The 18,060-nt window shown below is 70.5% G+C and carries 12 protein-coding genes; 4 read left to right on the top strand and 8 right to left on the bottom strand.

The genetic code is table 11. From position 1 onward, the window contains the following. Nucleotides 1-190: 190 nt before the first annotated feature. Nucleotides 191-1,828, bottom strand: coding sequence for a phospho-sugar mutase (locus ACHAAC_RS12365; protein ID WP_435716542.1), 1,638 nt, complete (start codon nt 1,826-1,828; stop codon nt 191-193). 17 nt (nt 1,829-1,845) lie between these two features. Continuing rightward, a complete protein-coding gene (locus ACHAAC_RS12360) occupies nt 1,846-2,637 on the bottom strand; it encodes a purine-nucleoside phosphorylase (RefSeq protein WP_435716541.1) in 792 nt (263 codons plus the stop codon). 18 nt (nt 2,638-2,655) lie between these two features. On the opposite strand from ACHAAC_RS12360, the gene ACHAAC_RS12355 reads away from it, so the two are divergent. Continuing rightward, the gene (locus ACHAAC_RS12355) at nt 2,656-3,222 is read left to right on the top strand and encodes a TetR/AcrR family transcriptional regulator (RefSeq protein ID WP_435716540.1); all 567 of its coding nucleotides are present in this window, start codon (nt 2,656-2,658) and stop codon (nt 3,220-3,222) included. Between the two features lie 60 nt (nt 3,223-3,282). On the opposite strand, the gene ACHAAC_RS12350 is transcribed toward ACHAAC_RS12355, so the two are convergent. The 6 genes from ACHAAC_RS12350 to ACHAAC_RS12325 all read right to left on the bottom strand — a co-directional run bounded on the left by ACHAAC_RS12350 (nt 3,283) and on the right by ACHAAC_RS12325 (nt 11,625). Beyond that, nucleotides 3,283-6,117, bottom strand: coding sequence for an Ig-like domain repeat protein (locus ACHAAC_RS12350; protein WP_435716539.1), 2,835 nt, complete (start codon nt 6,115-6,117; stop codon nt 3,283-3,285). 59 nt (nt 6,118-6,176) lie between these two features. Further along, entirely contained in the window at nt 6,177-7,580 is a 1,404-nt protein-coding gene (locus ACHAAC_RS12345) for a hypothetical protein (protein ID WP_435716538.1), read from the bottom strand. After that, nucleotides 7,570-8,652 (bottom strand): hypothetical protein, encoded by a 1,083-nt coding sequence (locus ACHAAC_RS12340; protein ID WP_435716537.1) that lies wholly within the window; start codon nt 8,650-8,652, stop codon nt 7,570-7,572. Before ACHAAC_RS12340 ends, ACHAAC_RS12345 begins: the two co-directional genes overlap by 11 nt. Beyond that, complete coding sequence (locus ACHAAC_RS12335; protein ID WP_435716717.1) at nt 8,634-9,452, bottom strand: heme ABC transporter ATP-binding protein; 819 nt, start codon at nt 9,450-9,452, stop codon at nt 8,634-8,636. Before ACHAAC_RS12335 ends, ACHAAC_RS12340 begins: the two co-directional genes overlap by 19 nt. After that, entirely contained in the window at nt 9,452-10,432 is a 981-nt protein-coding gene (locus ACHAAC_RS12330) for a FecCD family ABC transporter permease (RefSeq protein WP_435716716.1), read from the bottom strand. Before ACHAAC_RS12330 ends, ACHAAC_RS12335 begins: the two co-directional genes overlap by 1 nt. A 104-nt stretch (nt 10,433-10,536) precedes the next feature. Beyond that, the gene (locus tag ACHAAC_RS12325) at nt 10,537-11,625 is read right to left on the bottom strand and encodes a heme/hemin ABC transporter substrate-binding protein (protein ID WP_435716536.1); all 1,089 of its coding nucleotides are present in this window, start codon (nt 11,623-11,625) and stop codon (nt 10,537-10,539) included. A gap of 184 nt (nt 11,626-11,809) precedes the next feature. Here ACHAAC_RS12325 and ACHAAC_RS12320 point away from each other — a divergent pair, with 184 nt between their 5' ends. From ACHAAC_RS12320 to ACHAAC_RS12310, 3 genes are all read left to right on the top strand, one after another. Further along, nucleotides 11,810-12,469 carry a heme oxygenase (biliverdin-producing) gene (locus ACHAAC_RS12320; protein WP_435716535.1) on the top strand — a complete coding sequence of 220 codons (660 nt, stop codon included), beginning with the start codon at nt 11,810-11,812 and terminating at the stop codon, nt 12,467-12,469. A 49-nt stretch (nt 12,470-12,518) separates the two neighbouring features. Beyond that, complete coding sequence (locus tag ACHAAC_RS12315) at nt 12,519-13,886, top strand: NAD(P)H-quinone dehydrogenase (protein WP_435716534.1); 1,368 nt, start codon at nt 12,519-12,521, stop codon at nt 13,884-13,886. A 181-nt stretch (nt 13,887-14,067) separates the two neighbouring features. Further along, nucleotides 14,068-18,006 (top strand): SpoIID/LytB domain-containing protein, encoded by a 3,939-nt coding sequence (locus ACHAAC_RS12310; RefSeq protein ID WP_435716533.1) that lies wholly within the window; start codon nt 14,068-14,070, stop codon nt 18,004-18,006. Nucleotides 18,007-18,060 lie beyond the last annotated feature (54 nt).

Below are 18,060 nucleotides of genomic sequence, written 5' to 3'. Positions count from 1 at the left end.
TCCTGCGTCGGAGGTTCGTTGCCGAAAGGCGTCGTGTGAGTGGATGCTCCGCAAGGCGGCGGAACGCTGGCAGGCTGGACGCCTTTCGAGTGACGCCAACGCAGCGGAGCGCCGCTCACGCGGCGCAAGGCGGTCATGAACTTCCGACGCAGGACACTAGGTCGTCGCGGCGTGCTCGTCGCGGCTTGGCTCAGAGACCGAGCAGCGCGGCGAGGTCGGCCTTGACGGCGTCGATCGTCGTCCGCGCCCGGGACCATGCCTCCTGGCTGGATTCGCCGACCGGCACGACCACCTCCACGTAGCACTTGAGCTTGGGCTCCGTCCCGGACGGCCGGCAGATGATGCGCGCACCGGTGATGCCGTCAGCGGCGTCCAGACCGAGACGGATGCCGTCGGTGGGGTGCAGGCCCCGGTACCCGTCCTGCAGGTCGTCGACGGTGGCCACGGCCAGTCCGCCGAGTGACGACGGCGGAGCGGTGCGCAGCGTCGTCATCGCGGCGGCGATGACCGAGAGGTCGTCGACGCGGACCGACAGCTGGTCGGTGGCGTGCAGGCCGTGCTCGCGGTAGATGTCGTCGAGCCGGTCCAGCAGCGTCCGGCCCTCGGCCTTGAGCTCGGCGGCCACCTCCAGCACCGCGAGGATGGCGGAGATGCCGTCCTTGTCACGGGCGATGTGGGGCGCGACGCTGTAGCCGAGCGCCTCCTCGTAGCCGAAGACGAGGTCGGGGATCTTGCCCAACCACTTGAAGCCGGTGAGCGTCTGCTGCCACGTCCGGCCGTGGGCGGCGGCCTGCAGCCCGAGCAGGTCCGAGCTGACGATCGAGGCTCCGTAGGTGCCCTCGACGCCGCGCCGCAGCAGCAGGTCGGCGAGGAGCGCGCCGGTCTGGTCGCCGGTGAGCATCTGGTAGCCGTCGGGTCCGCGCACGCCCACCGCGCACCGGTCGGCGTCCGGGTCGTTGGCGAGGATGATGTCCGCTCCGACGTCGTCGGCCAGTGCGAGGGCGAGGTCCATCGCGCCCGGCTCCTCGGGATTGGGGAAGGCGACGGTGGGGAAGTCCGGGTCCGGATCGGCCTGCTCGGGCACGACGTGCAGAGGAGCGAAGCCGGTGCGTCGGACGACCTCGACCACGGCATCCCGCCCGACTCCGTGCATGGGCGTGTAGACCGCCACGACGTCCCGGGGTCCGTCGCCCGCCAGGTCGGCGACGGCCGCACAGTAGGCCTCGGCGACGTCGGCACCGACGACCTCGTAGGCGTCGCTGCGGGGGAGCTCGTCGACACGACCGACGGCGTCGATGAGCGTGGAGATGTCGGTGTCGGCCGGCGGCACGATCTGGCTGGAGTCACCGAGGTAGACCTTGTAGCCGTTGTCCTGCGGCGGGTTGTGCGAGGCCGTGACCATCACGCCGGCCGCACATCCCAGGTGCCTGATGGCGAAGGCCAGCACGGGCGTCGGCTGGGGGTCGGGAAGCAGGAAGGCAGGCACCCCCATGGCCGTCATGATCTCGGCGGTGTCACGGGCGAAGACGTCGGAGTTGTGCCGCGCGTCGTAGCCGACGACGACCGTCGGCGCGGCATCGCCGACGGCGTGCTGCGTCAGGTAGGCGGCCAGTCCGGCCGCTGCCTGCGCCACGATGACCCGGTTCATCCGGTTCGGGCCGCCGCCGAGTGCGCCCCGCAGTCCGGCGGTGCCGAACTGCAGCCGCTGGGCGAACCGGTCCTCCAGGGCGATACGGTCCTCGGCAGCGAGCAGGCTCTCGAGCTCGTCGCGGGTGACGGGATCGGGATCCTGGTCGATCCAGGCGCGGACGCGTGACTCCAGCTCCATGCGGTGACTCCTCTGGCTCAGATGCGGGGCAGCACGTCGGCGAGGAGAGCGCCCATCCGCGCGGCGGACGATCGACCGGCCGCGAGCACCTCCTCGTGGTCGAGCGGCTGGCCGGACAGACCGGCGGCCGCGTTGGTCACGAGGGACAGGCCCAGCACCTCGACCCCGGCCTCGCGGGCCGCGATGGCCTCGAGCGTGGTCGACATGCCCACGAGCGAGCCCCCGATCGCACGGACCATCGCGATCTCGGCGGGCGTCTCGTAGTGCGGGCCCGGGAACTGCACGTAGACGCCCTCGTCGAGCGTCGGCTCCACCTCGCGGCAGAGGTCACGCAGGCGCTGGGAGTACAGGTCGGTGAGGTCGACGAACGTCGGACCCTCCAGGGGGGAGGTCGCCGTCAGGTTGATGTGGTCGCTGATGAGCACGGGCGTCCCAGGGGACCACGCCGGGTCCAGCCCGCCGCAGCCGTTGGTCAGGACGATGGCGCCCACGCCGGCGGCGGCAGCGGTGCGCACGCCGTGCACCACCGCAGCGACCCCGTGGCCCTCGTACAGGTGGGTGCGGCCGAGGAACACCAGCAGGTTGCGGTCACCGAGCTCGACGGAGCGGATCGTCCCACCGTGGCCCTCCACGGCGGGAGCCAGGAACCCGGGCAGCTCGGCGGCCGGCAGCTCCGCACGGGTACGGCCGAGGGCATCGGCGGCCGGCAACCAGCCGGACCCCATCACGAGGGCGACGTCGTGGTGCTCCACGCCCGTGCGCTCGGCCAGGGCGGCGGCGGCCTGTCGGGCAAGATCGGCGGTGCTCACCTGCCGTACATTAACCCAGTGCCCAAGATCATCGGCGGCTCCTTGGCGGAGCATCGCGAGCAGACGCGGGCCCAGGTCTTCGAGGCACTCACGGACTACCTGGAGCACGAATCCTACGGCGACCTGACCATGGCCGAGCTGGCCATGCGATCAGGTGTGGGCAGGACCGCGTTGTACAACCACTTCCGGGACAAGGACGACGTCGTGGTGGCGTACGCGACGTCGGAGACACAGCGCTATCTCGATCGGCTGGAGGCCGAGCTCGCGCCGGTCCAGGGCGAGCCCTTGAAGGCACTGGGCGTCTACGTCCGCACCCACCTGGCGCTCGCCGGGGAGCTGCACTTCGGGTTCGGTCCAGAGCTGTACGCGATGCTCTCTCGCGACTCGCTGGTGCGTATCCGCGAGCACGTCCAGGACGTCGAGGCCGTCCTGCGCGCCATCCTCGAGGACGGTGTTGCCGCGGGGGCCGTGGTCACGGAGGACGTCACCACGACGATGTCGCTCGTGCATGCGTGCCTGCAGCGGCGCGACGTGGCGCCTGCGGCGGTGGAGGCGTTCGTGGTCCGCGCCGTCGTCGCGCGCTGACGTCGTTCCAGACGTGCGAAGGGGCCGAGTGGATCGTCACCCGGCCCCTCCGCGCCTCACTCAGGTCGTGCGGCGCCTGCGGCCCAACGCCACCACCGCGGCGCCGACGAGCAGCAGCACCACTCCGAGCGTCCAGCTCACTGCCGGAGCGCCGGCAGCAGGCAGGGACCCGGCGTCAGCGGCCGGAACCGGATCGGTCCCGGGCCCGGCCGTGGTGCCGTCACCGGAGACCTCGGCAGCGTCGGTCTCGTCCGTGGACTCCTCGATCGGTGCCGCCTCGTCGACTGCTGCGACGCTCAGGTCGCGCCAGGCGATCACCGCGCCGTCCTCGTCGGTGATGACGAGCCGATGGTCGCCGGCCCGGACATCCGCGGGGATGCTGAGCTGGATCTCACCGCCCTCGCCGACCGTGACGGCCCCGAGGTCCACGGGGTCGGAGAGCAACCATGCATGCACGCGCTCTCCGACGAGGGAGTCGCTCACGGTCACCGTGATCGTCTCGCCGGGCTCGACACTGCTCGGCACCGTGAGGTCGCCTCGGTTGCCGTCGGTCAGGTCCGAAGCCTCGGGAGCCGAGGGTTCGGGCTCGGGCTCCTCCTCGGGTTCGTTGATCACCAGGGTGGTGGTGGTCTCGGAGGCGGCGTGATCGTCGTTGCCGTCGTAGGTGAAACGGAGGTCGTGGCTTCCGGTGTCGAGTGCTGAGAGGTCCACGGTGGTGGTGCCGTTGCTCAGGTCGTCGGTGGACAGCTCGGTGTCGCCGTCGTGGGTGGTGACCGAGCCTGCCGGGGTGCCGTCCTCGGAGGCGACGGTCACGGTGGCCGTGAGGTCGTCACCGAGGGTGGCGGTGGTGGGCAGGCCGGTGACCGTGGTGGTGGTTCCGGCAGGTTCGGGCTCGGGCTCCTCCTCGGGCTCGTTGATCACCAGGGTGGTGGTGGTCTCGGAGGCGGCGTGGTCCTCGTTGCCGTCGTAGGTGAAACGGAGGTCGTGGCTTCCGGTGTCGAGTGCTGAGAGGTCCACGGTGGTGGTGCCGTTGCTCAGGTCGTCGGTGGACAGCTCGGTGTCGCCGTCGTGGGTGGTGACCGAGCCTGCCGGGGTGCCGTCCTCGGAGGCGACGGTCACGGTGGCCGTGATGTCCTCGCCGAGGGTGGCGGTGGTGGGCAGGCCGGTGACCGTGGTGGTGGTTCCGGCAGGTTCGGGCTCGGGCTCCTCCTCGGGCTCGTTGATCACCAGGGTGGTGGTGGTCTCGGATGCGGCGTGATCGTCGTTGCCGTCGTAGGCGAAGCGGAGGTCGTGGGTGCCGGCGCCCAGGTCTGAGAGGTCCACGGTGGCGGCGCCGTCGCTCAGGGTGCTGGTCGTGAGCTCGTCGTCACCGGAGGTGGTGGTGACCGAACCCTGGGGGGTGCCTTCCTCGGAGGCGACGGTCACGGTGGCCGTGAGGTCGTCACCGAGGGTGGCGGTGGTGGGCAGGCCGGTGACCGTGGTGGTGGTCGTGATCGGCTCGGGGTCGGGCTCGACTGCCTCCTCGACCGTGATCGGCGTGTACGTCTCGAAGGACGGGTTGGGACTGCGCGTGTAGGTGTAGATCCCGAGGTTGCCCTCAGGGTTCCCGGTGAAGTTCTCGACCTGGTCGCGGCTGGTGGTGAAAGTCGTCGTGAACGACCCGTCCTCCTCCAGGGCGATGGCGCCTGCTGCAGGGCCTCCGACCAACGTATGGTCGGACTCGGGCAGCGCCCACTTCTGGGCGATCGTCGTGCGGGCCGTGCCTGGTGCGCCGTCGGAGGGCTGCCAGACATCGGCGAAGCGACCCAGGGCGACGTAGGCACCGCCGGAGGTCAGTCCTGCCGGGCCGTTCGGGGCGGGCGAGGCAGCCGGGTCGAAGCCGGTGCCCGTCACGGTGATCTCGGTGTCACCTGTCGCGGCGATCTCGTCGACATCGACGTCGATCGCAGGCTCCGGTGCTGGCGCGGGTGCCTCGGGGACGACCAGCTCGAAGGGCAGGGCGGGCTTGGCCACGTCGACGGCACCACCGCTGGAGTACCAGTACGGACCGGCACCGACCTGCTGGGCGAAGTCCACGAAGGACTGTGGGAAGGAGCCCCAGAACGCCTCGTTCGCCGATGTCCGCGGCGTCTGCGCCTGGTGGGAGCCGTGGGCGTAGGCGGTGCCCAGGTAGCTGGGGGTGCGCGTGAACCCGGTGTCCTCGACGTCGACGTCGGTGAAGGTCGCGAGCACGACCTCGGTCTCCTCCAGCGGGTTCCACTGGTCCATGTCGTTCATGTCGGACCCGTAGCCGCTGGCGGTGGCCGTGAGCTCGCCCGTGCCGTCCGCCTCGATCGTGAGCTCGGGGTCGGAGAGGTGGAAGTAGCTCATCCCGGAGTAGGCGACGACGCTGAAGTCACCGTCCCAGGAGATGTCCGCCGTGTTCGCGGCGGCGTCGATCGTGCCGGAGCCCTCGTCGATGACCACCTGGTGGCCGCTGTAGCGCGTGCTGGTCGGCGGGCTGGTCGGCTGGCCCTCGGCGTCCTTGTTGAGCCCGTCCCACGTGGCCGCGGCGTAGCTCCCGTCGGACTGCTTCTTCTCGATCGAGACGTTGCCGCTGGTCGCGGACCAGCCGGCATCGGTGTCGTTGGACCACTGCTGTCCCTGGCTCGCGGCGGTGACGGTCTGGCCTCCGGTCCCCGGGTTGCCGAGCAGGCCGGCGGAGAGGAAGTTGAACGTGCCCGGGGCGAAAGCACCGTTGTTGGCCTCGTTGGACAGGCCCCAGCGGAACTGGGCGTCGTCGACGCCGACCGGGTCGGACGATGCCGGCGCGGCGGCCGACGCCAGGGCGCCGGAGGCCAGCGCCAGACCGAGCGCGGCGACGAGCCCTCGACGGGCTCTGGTGGTGATGGACATGATGACCTTTCGGGGGAGTGCGGCCGGGGCCGCGTCTTCTCTGTGGGGGGTCGGAGGGATCACGGCGTACGGGCGGCGCGCCTGCTCACCAGGGGGGTCGACGCGATCGCGCCGGCGAGCACGAGCAGGATCGCGCCGAGGATCCAGGCCCAGCCGTCGCCGCCGGACGAGATCGAGGCGGCGAGCACCGTCGACACGGGGCCCGTCGTCGGGGTGTCGGCAACCGGAGCCAGGTCGCCGGGCGGGGGAACGGTGACCGCAGGTGCGGTGGTACCGGCTGCGGCGGCGGGCCCGACGGGGGGTGCGGTGGCGAGTGGGGGCGGCTCGAGCGCCACGTTCTCCACGGTGTCTGCAGCGTCAGCGCCATGCGTCGACGGTGCTGAGGGCACGACCGGGTCACCGGCGGACCAGCTCAGCGTCATCGGCAGGGTCGCCTTGAAGGGGTCGGCGGCCCCGCCGCTGGAGTACCAGTAGCTGGCGGTGCCGGCCCGGGACTGGAAGTTCACGAAGGACTGTGGGAAGGACCCCCAGTGCTCACCGGAGCGGACCTGGCCGGCCTGGTCCGACGGCACGTCGACGCGCACCCCGCGGTAGGCGGGCGTGACGGTCACGCCGCGCCCCGATGACACGTCGACCCGGCCCAGGTCGGCGAGGCGGACGACGGTGTCGGGCAGCTTCTCCCACTTCGTCATGTCCTCCATCGACGAGCCGTAGCCGCCGAGCGTCGCCGTGAGCCGGCCCGTGCCGTTGGTGACGGTGAGGACGGGGTCGGAGACGTAGAAGAAGCTCATCCCGGAGTAGAGGACGACGGTGAAGGAGCCCTTCCACCGGATCGTGGCGGTGCCCTTCTCGGTGTCGATGACGCCCTCACCGGCGTCCAGGACGACCTGGTGGTTGCTGAACCTGCCCGAGGTCGGGCTGGGGATGGTGTCACCGGAGGAGTCGGTCCTCAGGCCGGCCCACGACGCCTCACGGTAGGTGTTCGAGGATGCGGAGAACTTCTCGATCGACACGTCGCCGAACTGCTGGTTCCACTGCCCCGGGGGCATGATGACGCCACCACGGCCGGGGTCGGGGATCTTCCCCGCGGACATGAAGTTGAAGGTCCCGGGCGCGAAGGCACGGTTGTTGACCTCGTTGCTCAGGCCCCAGCGCAGCTGGGCGTCGGCGACCTCGCGGAGCCCGTCCTCGACGGGCTCACCCTCGATGGGGTCCTCCTCGACGGGTGATTCCTCGTCTTCCTCGCCGGGCTCCGGCTCCTGCTCGTCGGCGCTGTCCGCGACCGACCGCGGTGCGGGGGCCTCGGGGGCGGGCCGTGGCGTCGGTGTGGGGCCCGCGACCTCCGGCTCGGTGGTGACGTCGGGCTCGCCGGTGGCGGGGGACGCCCCGGTCGGCACGGCCCAGCAGATCATGGCGAGGGACATCAGGAGGGCGACGACGAGCCGCCTGGACTCAGGCAGCATCGGTGACGACCTTTCGGGTGCGGCGGTGGTGCAGGAAGGCGAAGAGGATCGAGCCGAGGACGGCGACGACGCCCATGGCGAGGAAGGCGAAGGGGAGCAGGGTGGGTCCCGCGTCGGCCGCGGCGCTCTCGGCCTCGTCGCGCACCGCGAAGGTGACCGTGGCCTGGCTGCCGGAGGCGGCAGCCGTGAGCCGGAGCTCATGGGTGCCGACCTCCAGGTCGGCGGGCAGCTGCATCACCGCGGCGATCTCGCCGCTCTGGCCGGTGGTGAGTGGCCCGACCGCTGCGAGGCCGTCGTCCAGGGTGGCCGAGACCTGCTCCCCGGGCTCGAAGCCGGATCCGGTGAAGGAGAGAACCCGGCCACGGACCGCGGTGGTGCGATCGACCTCGGCGACCAGCTCGGCCTCCGCCCCCTTCTTCGCCGCCTTCTCGTCCTTCTTCCCGGCCTCGTTCTCCGGGGCTTCACCGCCGGCGGTCTCCGGGGTGGCGGACGCCTCGCCCGACGCGGTCCCGGACCCCTGCAGGTCCTTGAACGAGACCGGCGTGAAGGACTCGTTCCTGGCGTTGACGACGCCGTGGGCGCCGATCGTGATGATCCCGCACTGCACCTTCTGGCAGTCGACCGTGACGGCCTTGCCGGAGCGGTCGACGGTCTTGAAGCTCGCGCCCGGCACGGTGATCGTCGTGCTCCACGAGCCGCCGGCGGAGATCGTGCCCCCGTTGGCTGCAGAGGCGGTGTCGCTCCCCGGGAACGCGACGAACCTCTGGAAGCCCTGGTTGTCACGCGACTCGCTGTCGGGGACGTACTTGTAGTTCCGGCCGACGGTGCCGCCCTGGCTGGGTCGCCACGTGCCGGAGACGGTGCCGAAGAAGACGTACACGCCACCGTGGCCGCCCTTGATGGACTGGAAGCCACTGCCCGACAGCGAGAGCTGCGTCGCGTAGGTGGGGTCGGCCACGGCGTCGCCGGACGGGTTGGCGACGCCGACGCCTGGGGCCGCATGGGCGGCTGTGGGGACGTGCAGCGTGGCGGCGACGGCCAGGGCGGCGAGGGTCAGGAGACGGGAGCGCACGGGGAGTCCTCCTCGGGGGGACGGTGGGGGGCGAGGGCGTCGACGGATCGGTCCGGGACGACCACGAGAGAGCCGGCGACCTCGACGACGTCGACGCGGTGGCGGTACACGGTGGTGAGTCGTTCGGGGGTGAGGACGTGTCGCGGAGCGCCGTCGGCCACGACCCGTCCCTGGTCGAGCAGGCAGATCCGGTCGGCGTGGGCCGCCGCGAGCCCGAGGTCGTGGAGCACGACGACGACCGTGTGTCCCTCGTGCGTGAGCCTCCGGGCCTCGCGCAGCAGGGACTCCTGGTGCCGCAGGTCCATGGCGGCGGTCGGCTCGTCGAGCAGCAGCACAGGGGCCTGCTGGGCCAGGGCGCGGGCGAAGGCGGTGCGCGCCTTCTCCCCACCGGAAAGGGTCGGGAAGGTGCGCTCGACGAGGTCACCGAGCTCGGCGCGGGCGACGGCGTCCGCCACGACGTCGTCGTCGCGGTCCTCAGCCTCGGTCCCTGCCCACGGGGCACGACCCATCCGCACGACGTCGACGGTCCGGAAGCCGAAGGCGAGTCGCTGCTCCTGGAGCATGACCGACCGTCGGCGCGCGAGGGCGCGAGGTGACTGGGACGCGACGGAGTGCCCGTCGATGTCGACCCGTCCGGTGGAGGGAGCGATGTCGCCGGCCAGGACCGACAGCACGGTGGACTTGCCCGCACCGTTGGGTCCCACGAGGGCGAGCAGGGTGCCACGGGGGACGGTGAGGTCGACGTCGCTGAGGATGCGGACGCCACCGAGCTCGACGCAGACGCCCTCGACGGTGATCATCACGCCCACCCGCCCTGGGTGCGGCGCGTGCGGCGCAGCAGCCAGAAGAAGAACGGCCCGCCGCCGAGCGAGGTCAGCATGCCGATGGGCAGGTCCGCGTAGGGCACGAGGGTCCGGGCGGCGAGGTCGGCGGTCACCAGCAGGAGGGCGCCGCCGAGGGCCGAGGCCGGCAGCAGGACGCGGTGCGCCGGCCCGGTGACCATGCGCACGAGGTGCGGGACGACGAGCCCGACGAAGGCGATGATGCCCGCGAACGCCACTCCCGCGGCGGTGAGTGCCGCGACCATGACGATCGCGAGCATCCGCAGGCGCTCGACGTCCACGCCGACGTGGCGCGCGGCACGGTCACCGAGCGCGAGCAGGTCGAGACGTCGCGACAGCCCGATGGCCACGGCGATGCCGACGACGGCGAACGGCAGCACGACGCCCACGTGCTCCCACAGCGTGCCGTTGAGCGACCCGAGCTGCCAGAAGACGATCTCCTCGCGCGCCTGGGTGTCCCCGAGGAAGAGCATGAGCGCGATGCCGGCCGAGCACACGGCGTTGACGGCGATGCCCGTGAGCACGAGCGTGACGACCTCGGTGCGTCCGTCGGAGCGGGAGAGCAGGTACACCAGGATCGTCGTGACGAGCCCACCGAGGAAGGCGCCCGCCGCCACCGTCCAGGTGCCGAGGACGTTGATCTGGAAGACGATGACGCAGGCGGCGACGAGCGCTGCTCCGGCGGAGACGCCGACGACGCTCGGCTCGGCCAACGGGTTGCCGAAGACTCCCTGCATCAGGGCGCCGGCCATGGCGAGGCTCGCGCCCACCAGGATCGCGAGGGCCACGCGGGGAAAGCGGACCTGCCACAGGGTGTTGTCGCCCTGTGGGTGGGCGGGCAGGGGGCCGATCTCGAGCCCGAGGCGGTGCAGGATCGACCCCACGACCTCCTGGGGTGCGACGTCCAGCTGACCCGTGCCGGCGGAGACGATGATCATCACCACCAGCAGGACGGTGAGCAGGACGTAGAGCGCCGTGGCGCGGGCCGGCCGGGCGGTCGGCAGCGCGGTGGCGGCCGCGGGTCGTCGCGTCAGGACGGAGGTCACTGGACCGCCTCGGGGGCGTAGACGGAGACGGCGAGGGAGTTCAGGACCTCCGCGGTCCGGGGCCCGTAGCTGAGGACCTGGCTGTCGGTCATGTCGACGATGCGCTGCTTCTGGCCCGCGGGGGTCTGGCCGAGGGCGGGGAGGCGTTCCAGCAGGCCGTCCACACCACCGACGGAGTCCAGCCCCTTGGTCATCATCAGGATGACGTCGGGCTGGGCGGCGATGATGCCCTCGTCGTTGACCGGCTTCATGCCCTCCCAGCCGATCTCCTCGGTCACGTCGTGGCCCCCGAGCGCGGTGATCAGCTCGTCGGCACCGGATCCCTGGCCGAACATGTAGTAGACGCCGGCCTGGCCCCGGACGTAGAGGAAGACCATGCGGAGCCTGTCGCGCTCGGTCGTGGGTGCGATGGAGGCGATCTGGTCGGCGACCTGCTCGACGTCGGCCTCGATGCGGTCGGCCAGCGCCGTGCCCTGCTGCGGCACACCGAGGGCATCTGCGACCTCCATCGTGAGCGATCGGGTGTTCTCGATGCTGCGTTGGGAGTCGACCACGACGACGGGGATGCCGGCCTTGCGGACCTGCAGCACCACGTCCCACGGACCGAGAGAGGTGTCGGTGATCAGCACGGTCGGGTCGAGGGCGAGGATCGCCTCGGCGTTGAGCTCGTGCCCGTTGCCGGTCACCAGCGGCAGGTCCTCGGCCTCCGGGAACTGCGTCGAGACGTCGCGTCCCACGACGCTGTCGCCGAGACCGAGCTCGAAGACGGTCTGAGACAACGTGCCGTAGATGTCCAGGGCCAGGATGCGGCTGGTGTCCTCGACGGTGACCTGCGTGTCTTGGGCATCGGTGACGGTGGCGGGCAGGTCCTGGGCCGGCGACTGTGCCACCGGCTCGATCTGCGTGGCGGCGACGGCGGCGTGGCTCGCCCCCTCCCACTCGCGCGGGTCCTCCAGGGGGGACACCCCCGCGAGCGGGGGTGCGCCCTCGGAGTCCTCGGACCCCTGGACCGACGGCAGGGCGCCACAACCCGCGGTGGCGAGGAGGGCGAAGAGTCCGGCGACGGCGACGCGGCGGAGGGGCACGACGAGCTCCTGAGAACAGTGGTGATGCGCTCGATGTGGTGGACACGAGCGTCAAGGCGAGGCTACCCTAACTGAGGGCTGCCTTGCCTGAGTGTGGCACAGGTCATGACAACCTGTCACTTCCGATCTGACGGTGTGTCATGATGAGGCACCGCCCGCCGACCGTTCGACCCAGGAGTGATGGATGACCCTCGCCGCGCACGACGAGCGCACGACGCCCCTGTCCGCCCTGTTGCGTGCCGGGTCCCAGCAGGAGCATCGGGAGGCGGAGTCCTCGTCCTTCATGTCAGAGCTGGTGGCCGGGCGGGTCTCCCCGGCCGGCTACGCCCACTACCTCTCCTGCCTGCGGAGCGTGTACGCCGCCCTGGAGTCGGTGGCCGTATCGCTCGTCGACGACCCGATCGCCGGACGCGTCCTCGACCCGGACCTCGACCGCCTGGCCACGATCGACGCCGACCTCGCGGTGTGGGGAGCGGCATCGGGCGAGCCCAGTCCCGCCACGCAGGCCTACGTCGACCAGGTCCTCGCCTCCGCGGCGTGGGGCGGTCTGTTCGTCGCGCATCACTACACGCGGTACCTGGGCGACCTCTCCGGAGGACAGGTGATCGGCCGTGTGCTGAGCCGCGAGTACGACCTCGAGCCCGGCGTCGGCGTCGCCTTCTACCGCTTCGAGGCCATCGCCAAGCCCAAGCCGTACAAGGACCGATACCGGGCCACCCTTGACGCCCTGCCGCTGGACGAGCACGAGCGGGTGCGGGTGCTGGATGAGGTGAAGGCCGTCTTCGGCCTGAACGGCGCACTCTTCGCAGAGCTCACCGAGCGACTCCCGCAGTACCGGCGCTGACGCCGGGTGCCGGGTCCCGTGGGACGACCGCGGCTGACAGACTCGGGGCATGACTCACGTGGTGATCGTCGGCGGCGGACCCGGTGGCTATGAGGCTGCGCTCGTCGCGGCCCGACTGGGAGCCGAGGTGACGCTCGTCGAGCGTGACGGGGCCGGTGGGTCGACCGTCCTCACCGACTGCGTCCCGAGCAAGACGCTCATCGCCACGTCGGACCTGCTCACCGAGGTGGAGTCCTCCGCCGAGCTGGGGGTCGAGGTGCCGTCCACCGTGCGCGCCGACCTCGCGAGCGTCAATGACCGGGTCCTGCGCCTTGCCGCGGCCCAGTCGGCCGACGTCGCCGCCCGCCTCGAGGCGAGCGGTGTGAGGCTCGTGCTGGGCACGGCGCGCCTCACCGGGCCCTCCGGCGTGCGGGTCGAGACCGCGGACGGGGAGATCGACCTCGAGGCCGACGGCATCCTCGTGGCCACGGGCGCCCACCCCAGGGTGAGTCCGGACGCCCGCCCCGACGGCGAGAGGATCCTGACCTGGGAGCAGGTCTATGCACTGCGCGAGATCCCCGAGCACATGATCGTGGTCGGGTCCGGTGTCACCGGCGCGGAGTTCGCGAGCGCCTACACCGGCCTGGGCGCGCGGGTGACGCTGGTCTCGAGCCGGGATCGTGTCCTTCCCGGTGAGGACGAGGACGCCGCGAGCCTCATCGAGGACGTATTCACCGAGCGCGGGATGACCGTCATGGGGCAGTCCCGGATGGCCACGGTCGAGCGGCAGGGCGAGGGCGTGCTCGTCACGCTCACCGACGGTCGCGTGGTCGAGGGCTCGCACTGCCTGCTGGCCCTGGGGTCGATCCCCAACACAGAGTCCCTCGGCCTGGAGGACGTCGGGGTGGCGACCGATGACGCCGGCTTCGTCCGGGTGGACCGGGTCTCGCGCACCTCCGTGCCCGGCGTGTACGCGGCCGGTGACTGCACCGGGGTGCTGATGCTCGCGTCGGTCGCCGCGCAGCAGGGGCGTATCGCCATGTCCCACCTGCTGGGCGATGCCGTGCACCCGCTCGACCTGGAGAAGGTCTCCAGCAACATCTTCACGTCACCCGAGATCGCCACCGTCGGGCTCTCCCAGCGACAGATCGAGGACTCCGACATCCAGGTGGACGTCACGAAGCTGCCGCTCGCGGCCAACGCCCGCGCGAAGATGCAGGGCGTGCACCACGGCTTCGTGAAGCTGTTCGCCCGTGCCGGTGGCGGCGGGGTCGTCGGCGGCGTCGTCGTGGGTCCGCGCGCGAGCGAGCTCGTCCATGCGCTGTCCCTCGCGGTGTCGACCTCGTTGACGGTGGACCAGGTCGCCGACGCCTTCACGGTGTACCCGTCGCTCTCCGGCTCGGTCGCCGAGGCGGCACGTCGGCTGCACCGGCCCTGACGATTCGGCTGTCCACCTCACGAGTCCCGTAGGCCCCGCAACCGGGTGACGTGCGTCGCATCCTGAAATTCCAGGCTTGTAATTCATCCAGATCACTAGCGGTGGCCGGCTGGCTGACGGAGACTGCACTCGCGAGGTCCCAATTTTCACAACAGTCACACACGTAACGGGGAGTCTTTTTATGCGGCGACGTCTTTCGGCTGCGCTCGGCGCGATGGTCGCCATCGGCCTGGCCTGGCTGCTCATCGTGACCGCACCCTTCCTCGGAGGGGGAGGGCCACCGGACACCACCACGGCCCAGGAGCCGTGGTCCGAGCCGTCGGAGTCGGCGACGCCGGATGATGCCGAGCCGCAGGAGCCGGAGGAGAGTCCCGAGGTTGCGCCGGAGCCTGAGGCGTCCACCGAACCCGGACCGGGCGATCCGGCCCCTGAGTCGCCCGCCCCGGAGGCGGCTCCGGCCCCGGAGGAGCCGGAGAGCGTCACACCGGACCCCTCGCGTCCCGGAGTCTCGACGTTGGGCCAGACGCGCATCGAGGAGAGCGCCATCGAGGTCTCCGAGCTGACGTCCTCCAGATCGCGGGACGACGCAGCGGAGTCCGACACCGAGAGCTCTGACGCATCCTCGGCGAGTCCGGCGCTCTTCGGGACCGCCCTCTCCACCGTGGCCCGGGCGCTCCGTACGGCCGACGACGACCCTGCCGCCGAGCCGAGCGAGGCGCCGACTCCTTCGGCGCCCGCCCCCGAGGTCGCGCCGCGCGATGGCGAGGACGAGGGCCCGAGCGAGGAGGCGCCTGAAGACACCGGTGACGAGGACTCGAGCGAGGGGACGCCCGAGGAGGACCCCGAGGACGACACCGCCGAGGACGGGACGCAGCGACAGGATCGGCTGCCCTTCCAGCTGGTCGGGGTGACCTGGGCCGAGCAGGAGTCCTTCGGGGGAGTGGAATTTGCGGTGCAGGTGCGCCAGGACGGGCAGTGGTCCGAGTGGTACGACCTGCCGCAGGCCGGCCTGGAGTCGGACTCGGCCGGCGACGGTGTCCGCGGTGGCACCGACCCCGTCTGGGTGGGCCCGTCCGACGGCATCGCGCTGCGCGCCACCGTCGCATCCGGTGCTGCGGCACCGTCGGACGTGAAGCTGACGACGATCGACGGCGGCGACGATCCCGGCACGGCGGGTCAGGCCGACGTGTCGAGCGGTGCTGTGGATGAAACCGTCACGCAGGCGTCCTACGACCCGCGGGGCACGCAGGACGGCGTGGCGCAGGCACAGACGGTAGCCGCCAAGCAGCCGTCCATCACGATGCGATCACGATGGGGAGCCTCCGGGTCGTCGTGCAGCCAAAGCACGGGCTCGTTCAGGGCCATCATGATGCATCACACCGCAGGCAACAACAGCTACAGCTCTTCGCAGTCCGCCGGACTGGTGCGCGGCATCCAGAGCTATCACAAGGGCATGGGCTGGTGTGACATCGGCTACAACTTCCTGGTCGACAAGTACGGGAAGATCTTCGAGGGCCGCGCCGGAGGCATCACGCGGATGGTGAGAGGGGCGCACGCAGGTTCCTGGAACACCAACACCGTCGGCATCTCGATGATGGGCAACTACGACACCACCCGGACGACCAGCGCCATGCAGAGCGCCGTCGTCCGCCTGGCGGCCTGGCGGATGTCCATCGGCGGGATTCCCGCCAAGGGGCGCGTGAGCGTGGCGGGCAAGAGCATCAACCGCATCGCGATGCACCGCGACGTCATGGCAACCGCCTGTCCCGGCCGCTATGGGGTGCAGTGGATCACCGGCTCCGGTGGGATGCGCGACCGTGTGGCGTCGGCGATGTCCGGCGCCGCTTCGTATCGGTGGAATGCGCCGACGGGGTTCTCGGCGACGGCGGCCTCGCCGACGTCGTTGAACCTGAAGTGGAACTCCGTGTCCACGGCCAAGAAGTACGTGGTGCAGCTGTCGACGAGCTCGTCGATGTCGAACCCGAAGCACTATGCCTTCACCTCGACCAGCGGAACCGTCACCGGGCTCAAGACCGACACGCGCTACTACGTGCGGGTGATCGTGCGGCACTCCAAGACGAACGAGGCGCTGAGTCCGTGGACGGCCAAGAAGGCACCGGTGACGTATCGGTGGAAGGCTCCGGCGGCGATGAAGGTGACAGACACGTCTTCGTCGTCGATGGGGTTGTCCTGGGGTGCGGTCTCTGGTGCGAAGAAGTACGTCGTGCAGGTCTCGCGCAGTGCGTCGATGTCGAGTCCCAAGCACTTCGCGTTCACCTCGAACAAGGGGACCGTGGACAAGCTGGCGGCATCGGGCAAGCACTACGTGCGGGTGATCGTGCGGCACTCCAAGACGAACGAGGCGTTGAGCCCGTGGTCCACGGTGGCTTCGGGGACGACGACGGCTCCGGCTCCGACGTATCGGTGGGAGGCTCCGGCGGCGATGAAGGTGACGAGCACGTCTTCGTCGTCGATGGGGTTGTCCTGGGGTGCGGTCTCTGGTGCGAAGAAGTACGTCGTGCAGGTCTCGCGCAGTGCGTCGATGTCGAGTCCCAAGCACTTCGCGTTCACCTCGAACAAGGGGACCGTGGACAAGCTGGCGGCATCGGGCAAGCACTACGTGCGGGTGATCGTTCGGCACTCCAAGACCAACGAGGCGTTGAGCCCGTGGTCCACGGTGGCTTCGGGGACGACGACGGCTCCGGCTCCGACGTATCGGTGGAAGGCTCCGGCGGCGATGAAGGTGACGAGCACGACCTCGTCGTCGATGGCGTTGTCCTGGGGTGCGGTCTCTGGTGCGAAGAAGTACGTCGTGCAGATCTCTCGGTCGCCGTCGATGTCGAACCCGAGCTTCCGCGCCTTCACCACCAACAAGGGAACGATCTCGAGCATCCAGCCCTCGCAGAAGTACTACGTGCGGGTGATCGTGCGGCACTCCAAGACCAACGAGGCGTTGAGTCCGTGGTCGACGGTGGCTTCGGGGACGACGAAGGCCAAGTCGGCCAACACCGTCAACTCTCGCACGGTCGGTTCGGCCTCGAGCGTCAGCTTCAAAGGGCATGGTTACGGGCACGGCATCGGCATGAGCCAGTGGGGGGCCTACGGTGGCGCGTCCAAAGGAGCCCTTGCCTCAGCGATCCTGAAGAAGTACTACCCGGGAACGACGCTCGCGGACCGCTCGCGGTACATCCGGGTGCACCTGACGGCCGACAACGACGGCTCGACGGCCGTCCTCGCACAGTCCGGTCTCAAGCTGTTGCAGGGCTCGCGCACCGTCGCGCTGCCCACCAGCGTCTCCGGCCGCAAGGTCTCGCACTGGCGCATCGAGCCGTACGCGTCGAACCGGCGCCAGTCGGTGCTGCGCTACAAGTCGGGGTCGACCTGGCGCACCTACCAGTCGATGGTGTGGAGCGGCTCGGCCGACTTCGCGGCACCGACGATGCGCCTGGCCCTGCCCGGTGGCAAGACGGTCACGTATCGGTACAAGCTGCGTGCTGCGCAGCCGAGCTCGACCTCCACGTCGCGCCGCACCGTGAACGTCCTGCACCTGAACGACTACACCCGCGGTGTCATCCCACGGGAGGTGCCGGCCTCCTGGCCGAACGAGGCGCTGCGTTCCCAGGCCATCGCGGCACGGACCTACGGCCTGCGGGCGATCAGCTCCGGCGGGTGGTACGACATCTGTGACACGACGTCGTGCCAGGTCTACGGCGGGGTCTCGGCTGAGGCGTCCCGCACGAACTCGGCGGTCTCCTCGACCTCCAACCGAGTCCTGCTCTACCAGGGCTCGCCGGCGTTCACGCAGTTCTCGTCCTCCTCCGGCGGCTACACGAACAAGGGCTCCCAGCCCTACCTCAAGCCGGTCAGCGACCCGTGGGACAACACCTCGGCCAACGCCAACCACTCCTGGTCCCAGGCGGTGAAGACCTCGACGATCCAGTCCCGGTACCCGTCCATCGGCACGCTGCGGACCGTGAAGGTGACCAAGCGCAACGGGCACGGTTCCCAGGGTGGCCGCGTGGTCAGCATGCAGCTGGTGGGAAGCAAGAAGACCGTCACGATCTCGGGCACCGACGCGCGGTGGTCCTTCGGGCTGAAGTCGGACTGGTTCGGCTTCTGACCCCGGCGCCCGGTGGCGACCCCGGACGACCTCGAGCATGATGGGATGGCCACG

This window comes from Aeromicrobium sp. CF4.19, from assembly GCF_051262555.1.
Taxonomy (GTDB): Bacteria; Actinomycetota; Actinomycetes; order Propionibacteriales; family Nocardioidaceae; genus Aeromicrobium.
The sequence above is the reverse complement of the archived record's forward strand: the minus strand, read 5'-3'. Positions and strand labels throughout refer to the sequence as shown.

Bases quoted from the DNA above. Each gene is read 5' to 3' on its own strand.
- ACHAAC_RS12365 (WP_435716542.1), bottom strand. From the start codon at position 1,828: ATGGAGCTGGAGTCACGCGTCCGCGCCTGGATCGACCAGGATCCCGAT.
- ACHAAC_RS12350 (WP_435716539.1), bottom strand. From the start codon at position 6,117: ATGTCCATCACCACCAGAGCCCGTCGAGGGCTCGTCGCCGCGCTCGGT.
- ACHAAC_RS12345 (WP_435716538.1), bottom strand. From the start codon at position 7,580: ATGCTGCCTGAGTCCAGGCGGCTCGTCGTCGCCCTCCTGATGTCCCTC.
- ACHAAC_RS12335 (WP_435716717.1), bottom strand. From the start codon at position 9,452: ATGATCACCGTCGAGGGCGTCTGCGTCGAGCTCGGTGGCGTCCGCATC.
- ACHAAC_RS12330 (WP_435716716.1), bottom strand. From the start codon at position 10,432: ATGATCATCGTCTCCGCCGGCACGGGTCAGCTGGACGTCGCACCCCAG.
- ACHAAC_RS12320 (WP_435716535.1), top strand. From the start codon at position 11,810: ATGACCCTCGCCGCGCACGACGAGCGCACGACGCCCCTGTCCGCCCTG.
- ACHAAC_RS12315 (WP_435716534.1), top strand. From the start codon at position 12,519: ATGACTCACGTGGTGATCGTCGGCGGCGGACCCGGTGGCTATGAGGCT.
- ACHAAC_RS12310 (WP_435716533.1), top strand. From the start codon at position 14,068: ATGCGGCGACGTCTTTCGGCTGCGCTCGGCGCGATGGTCGCCATCGGC.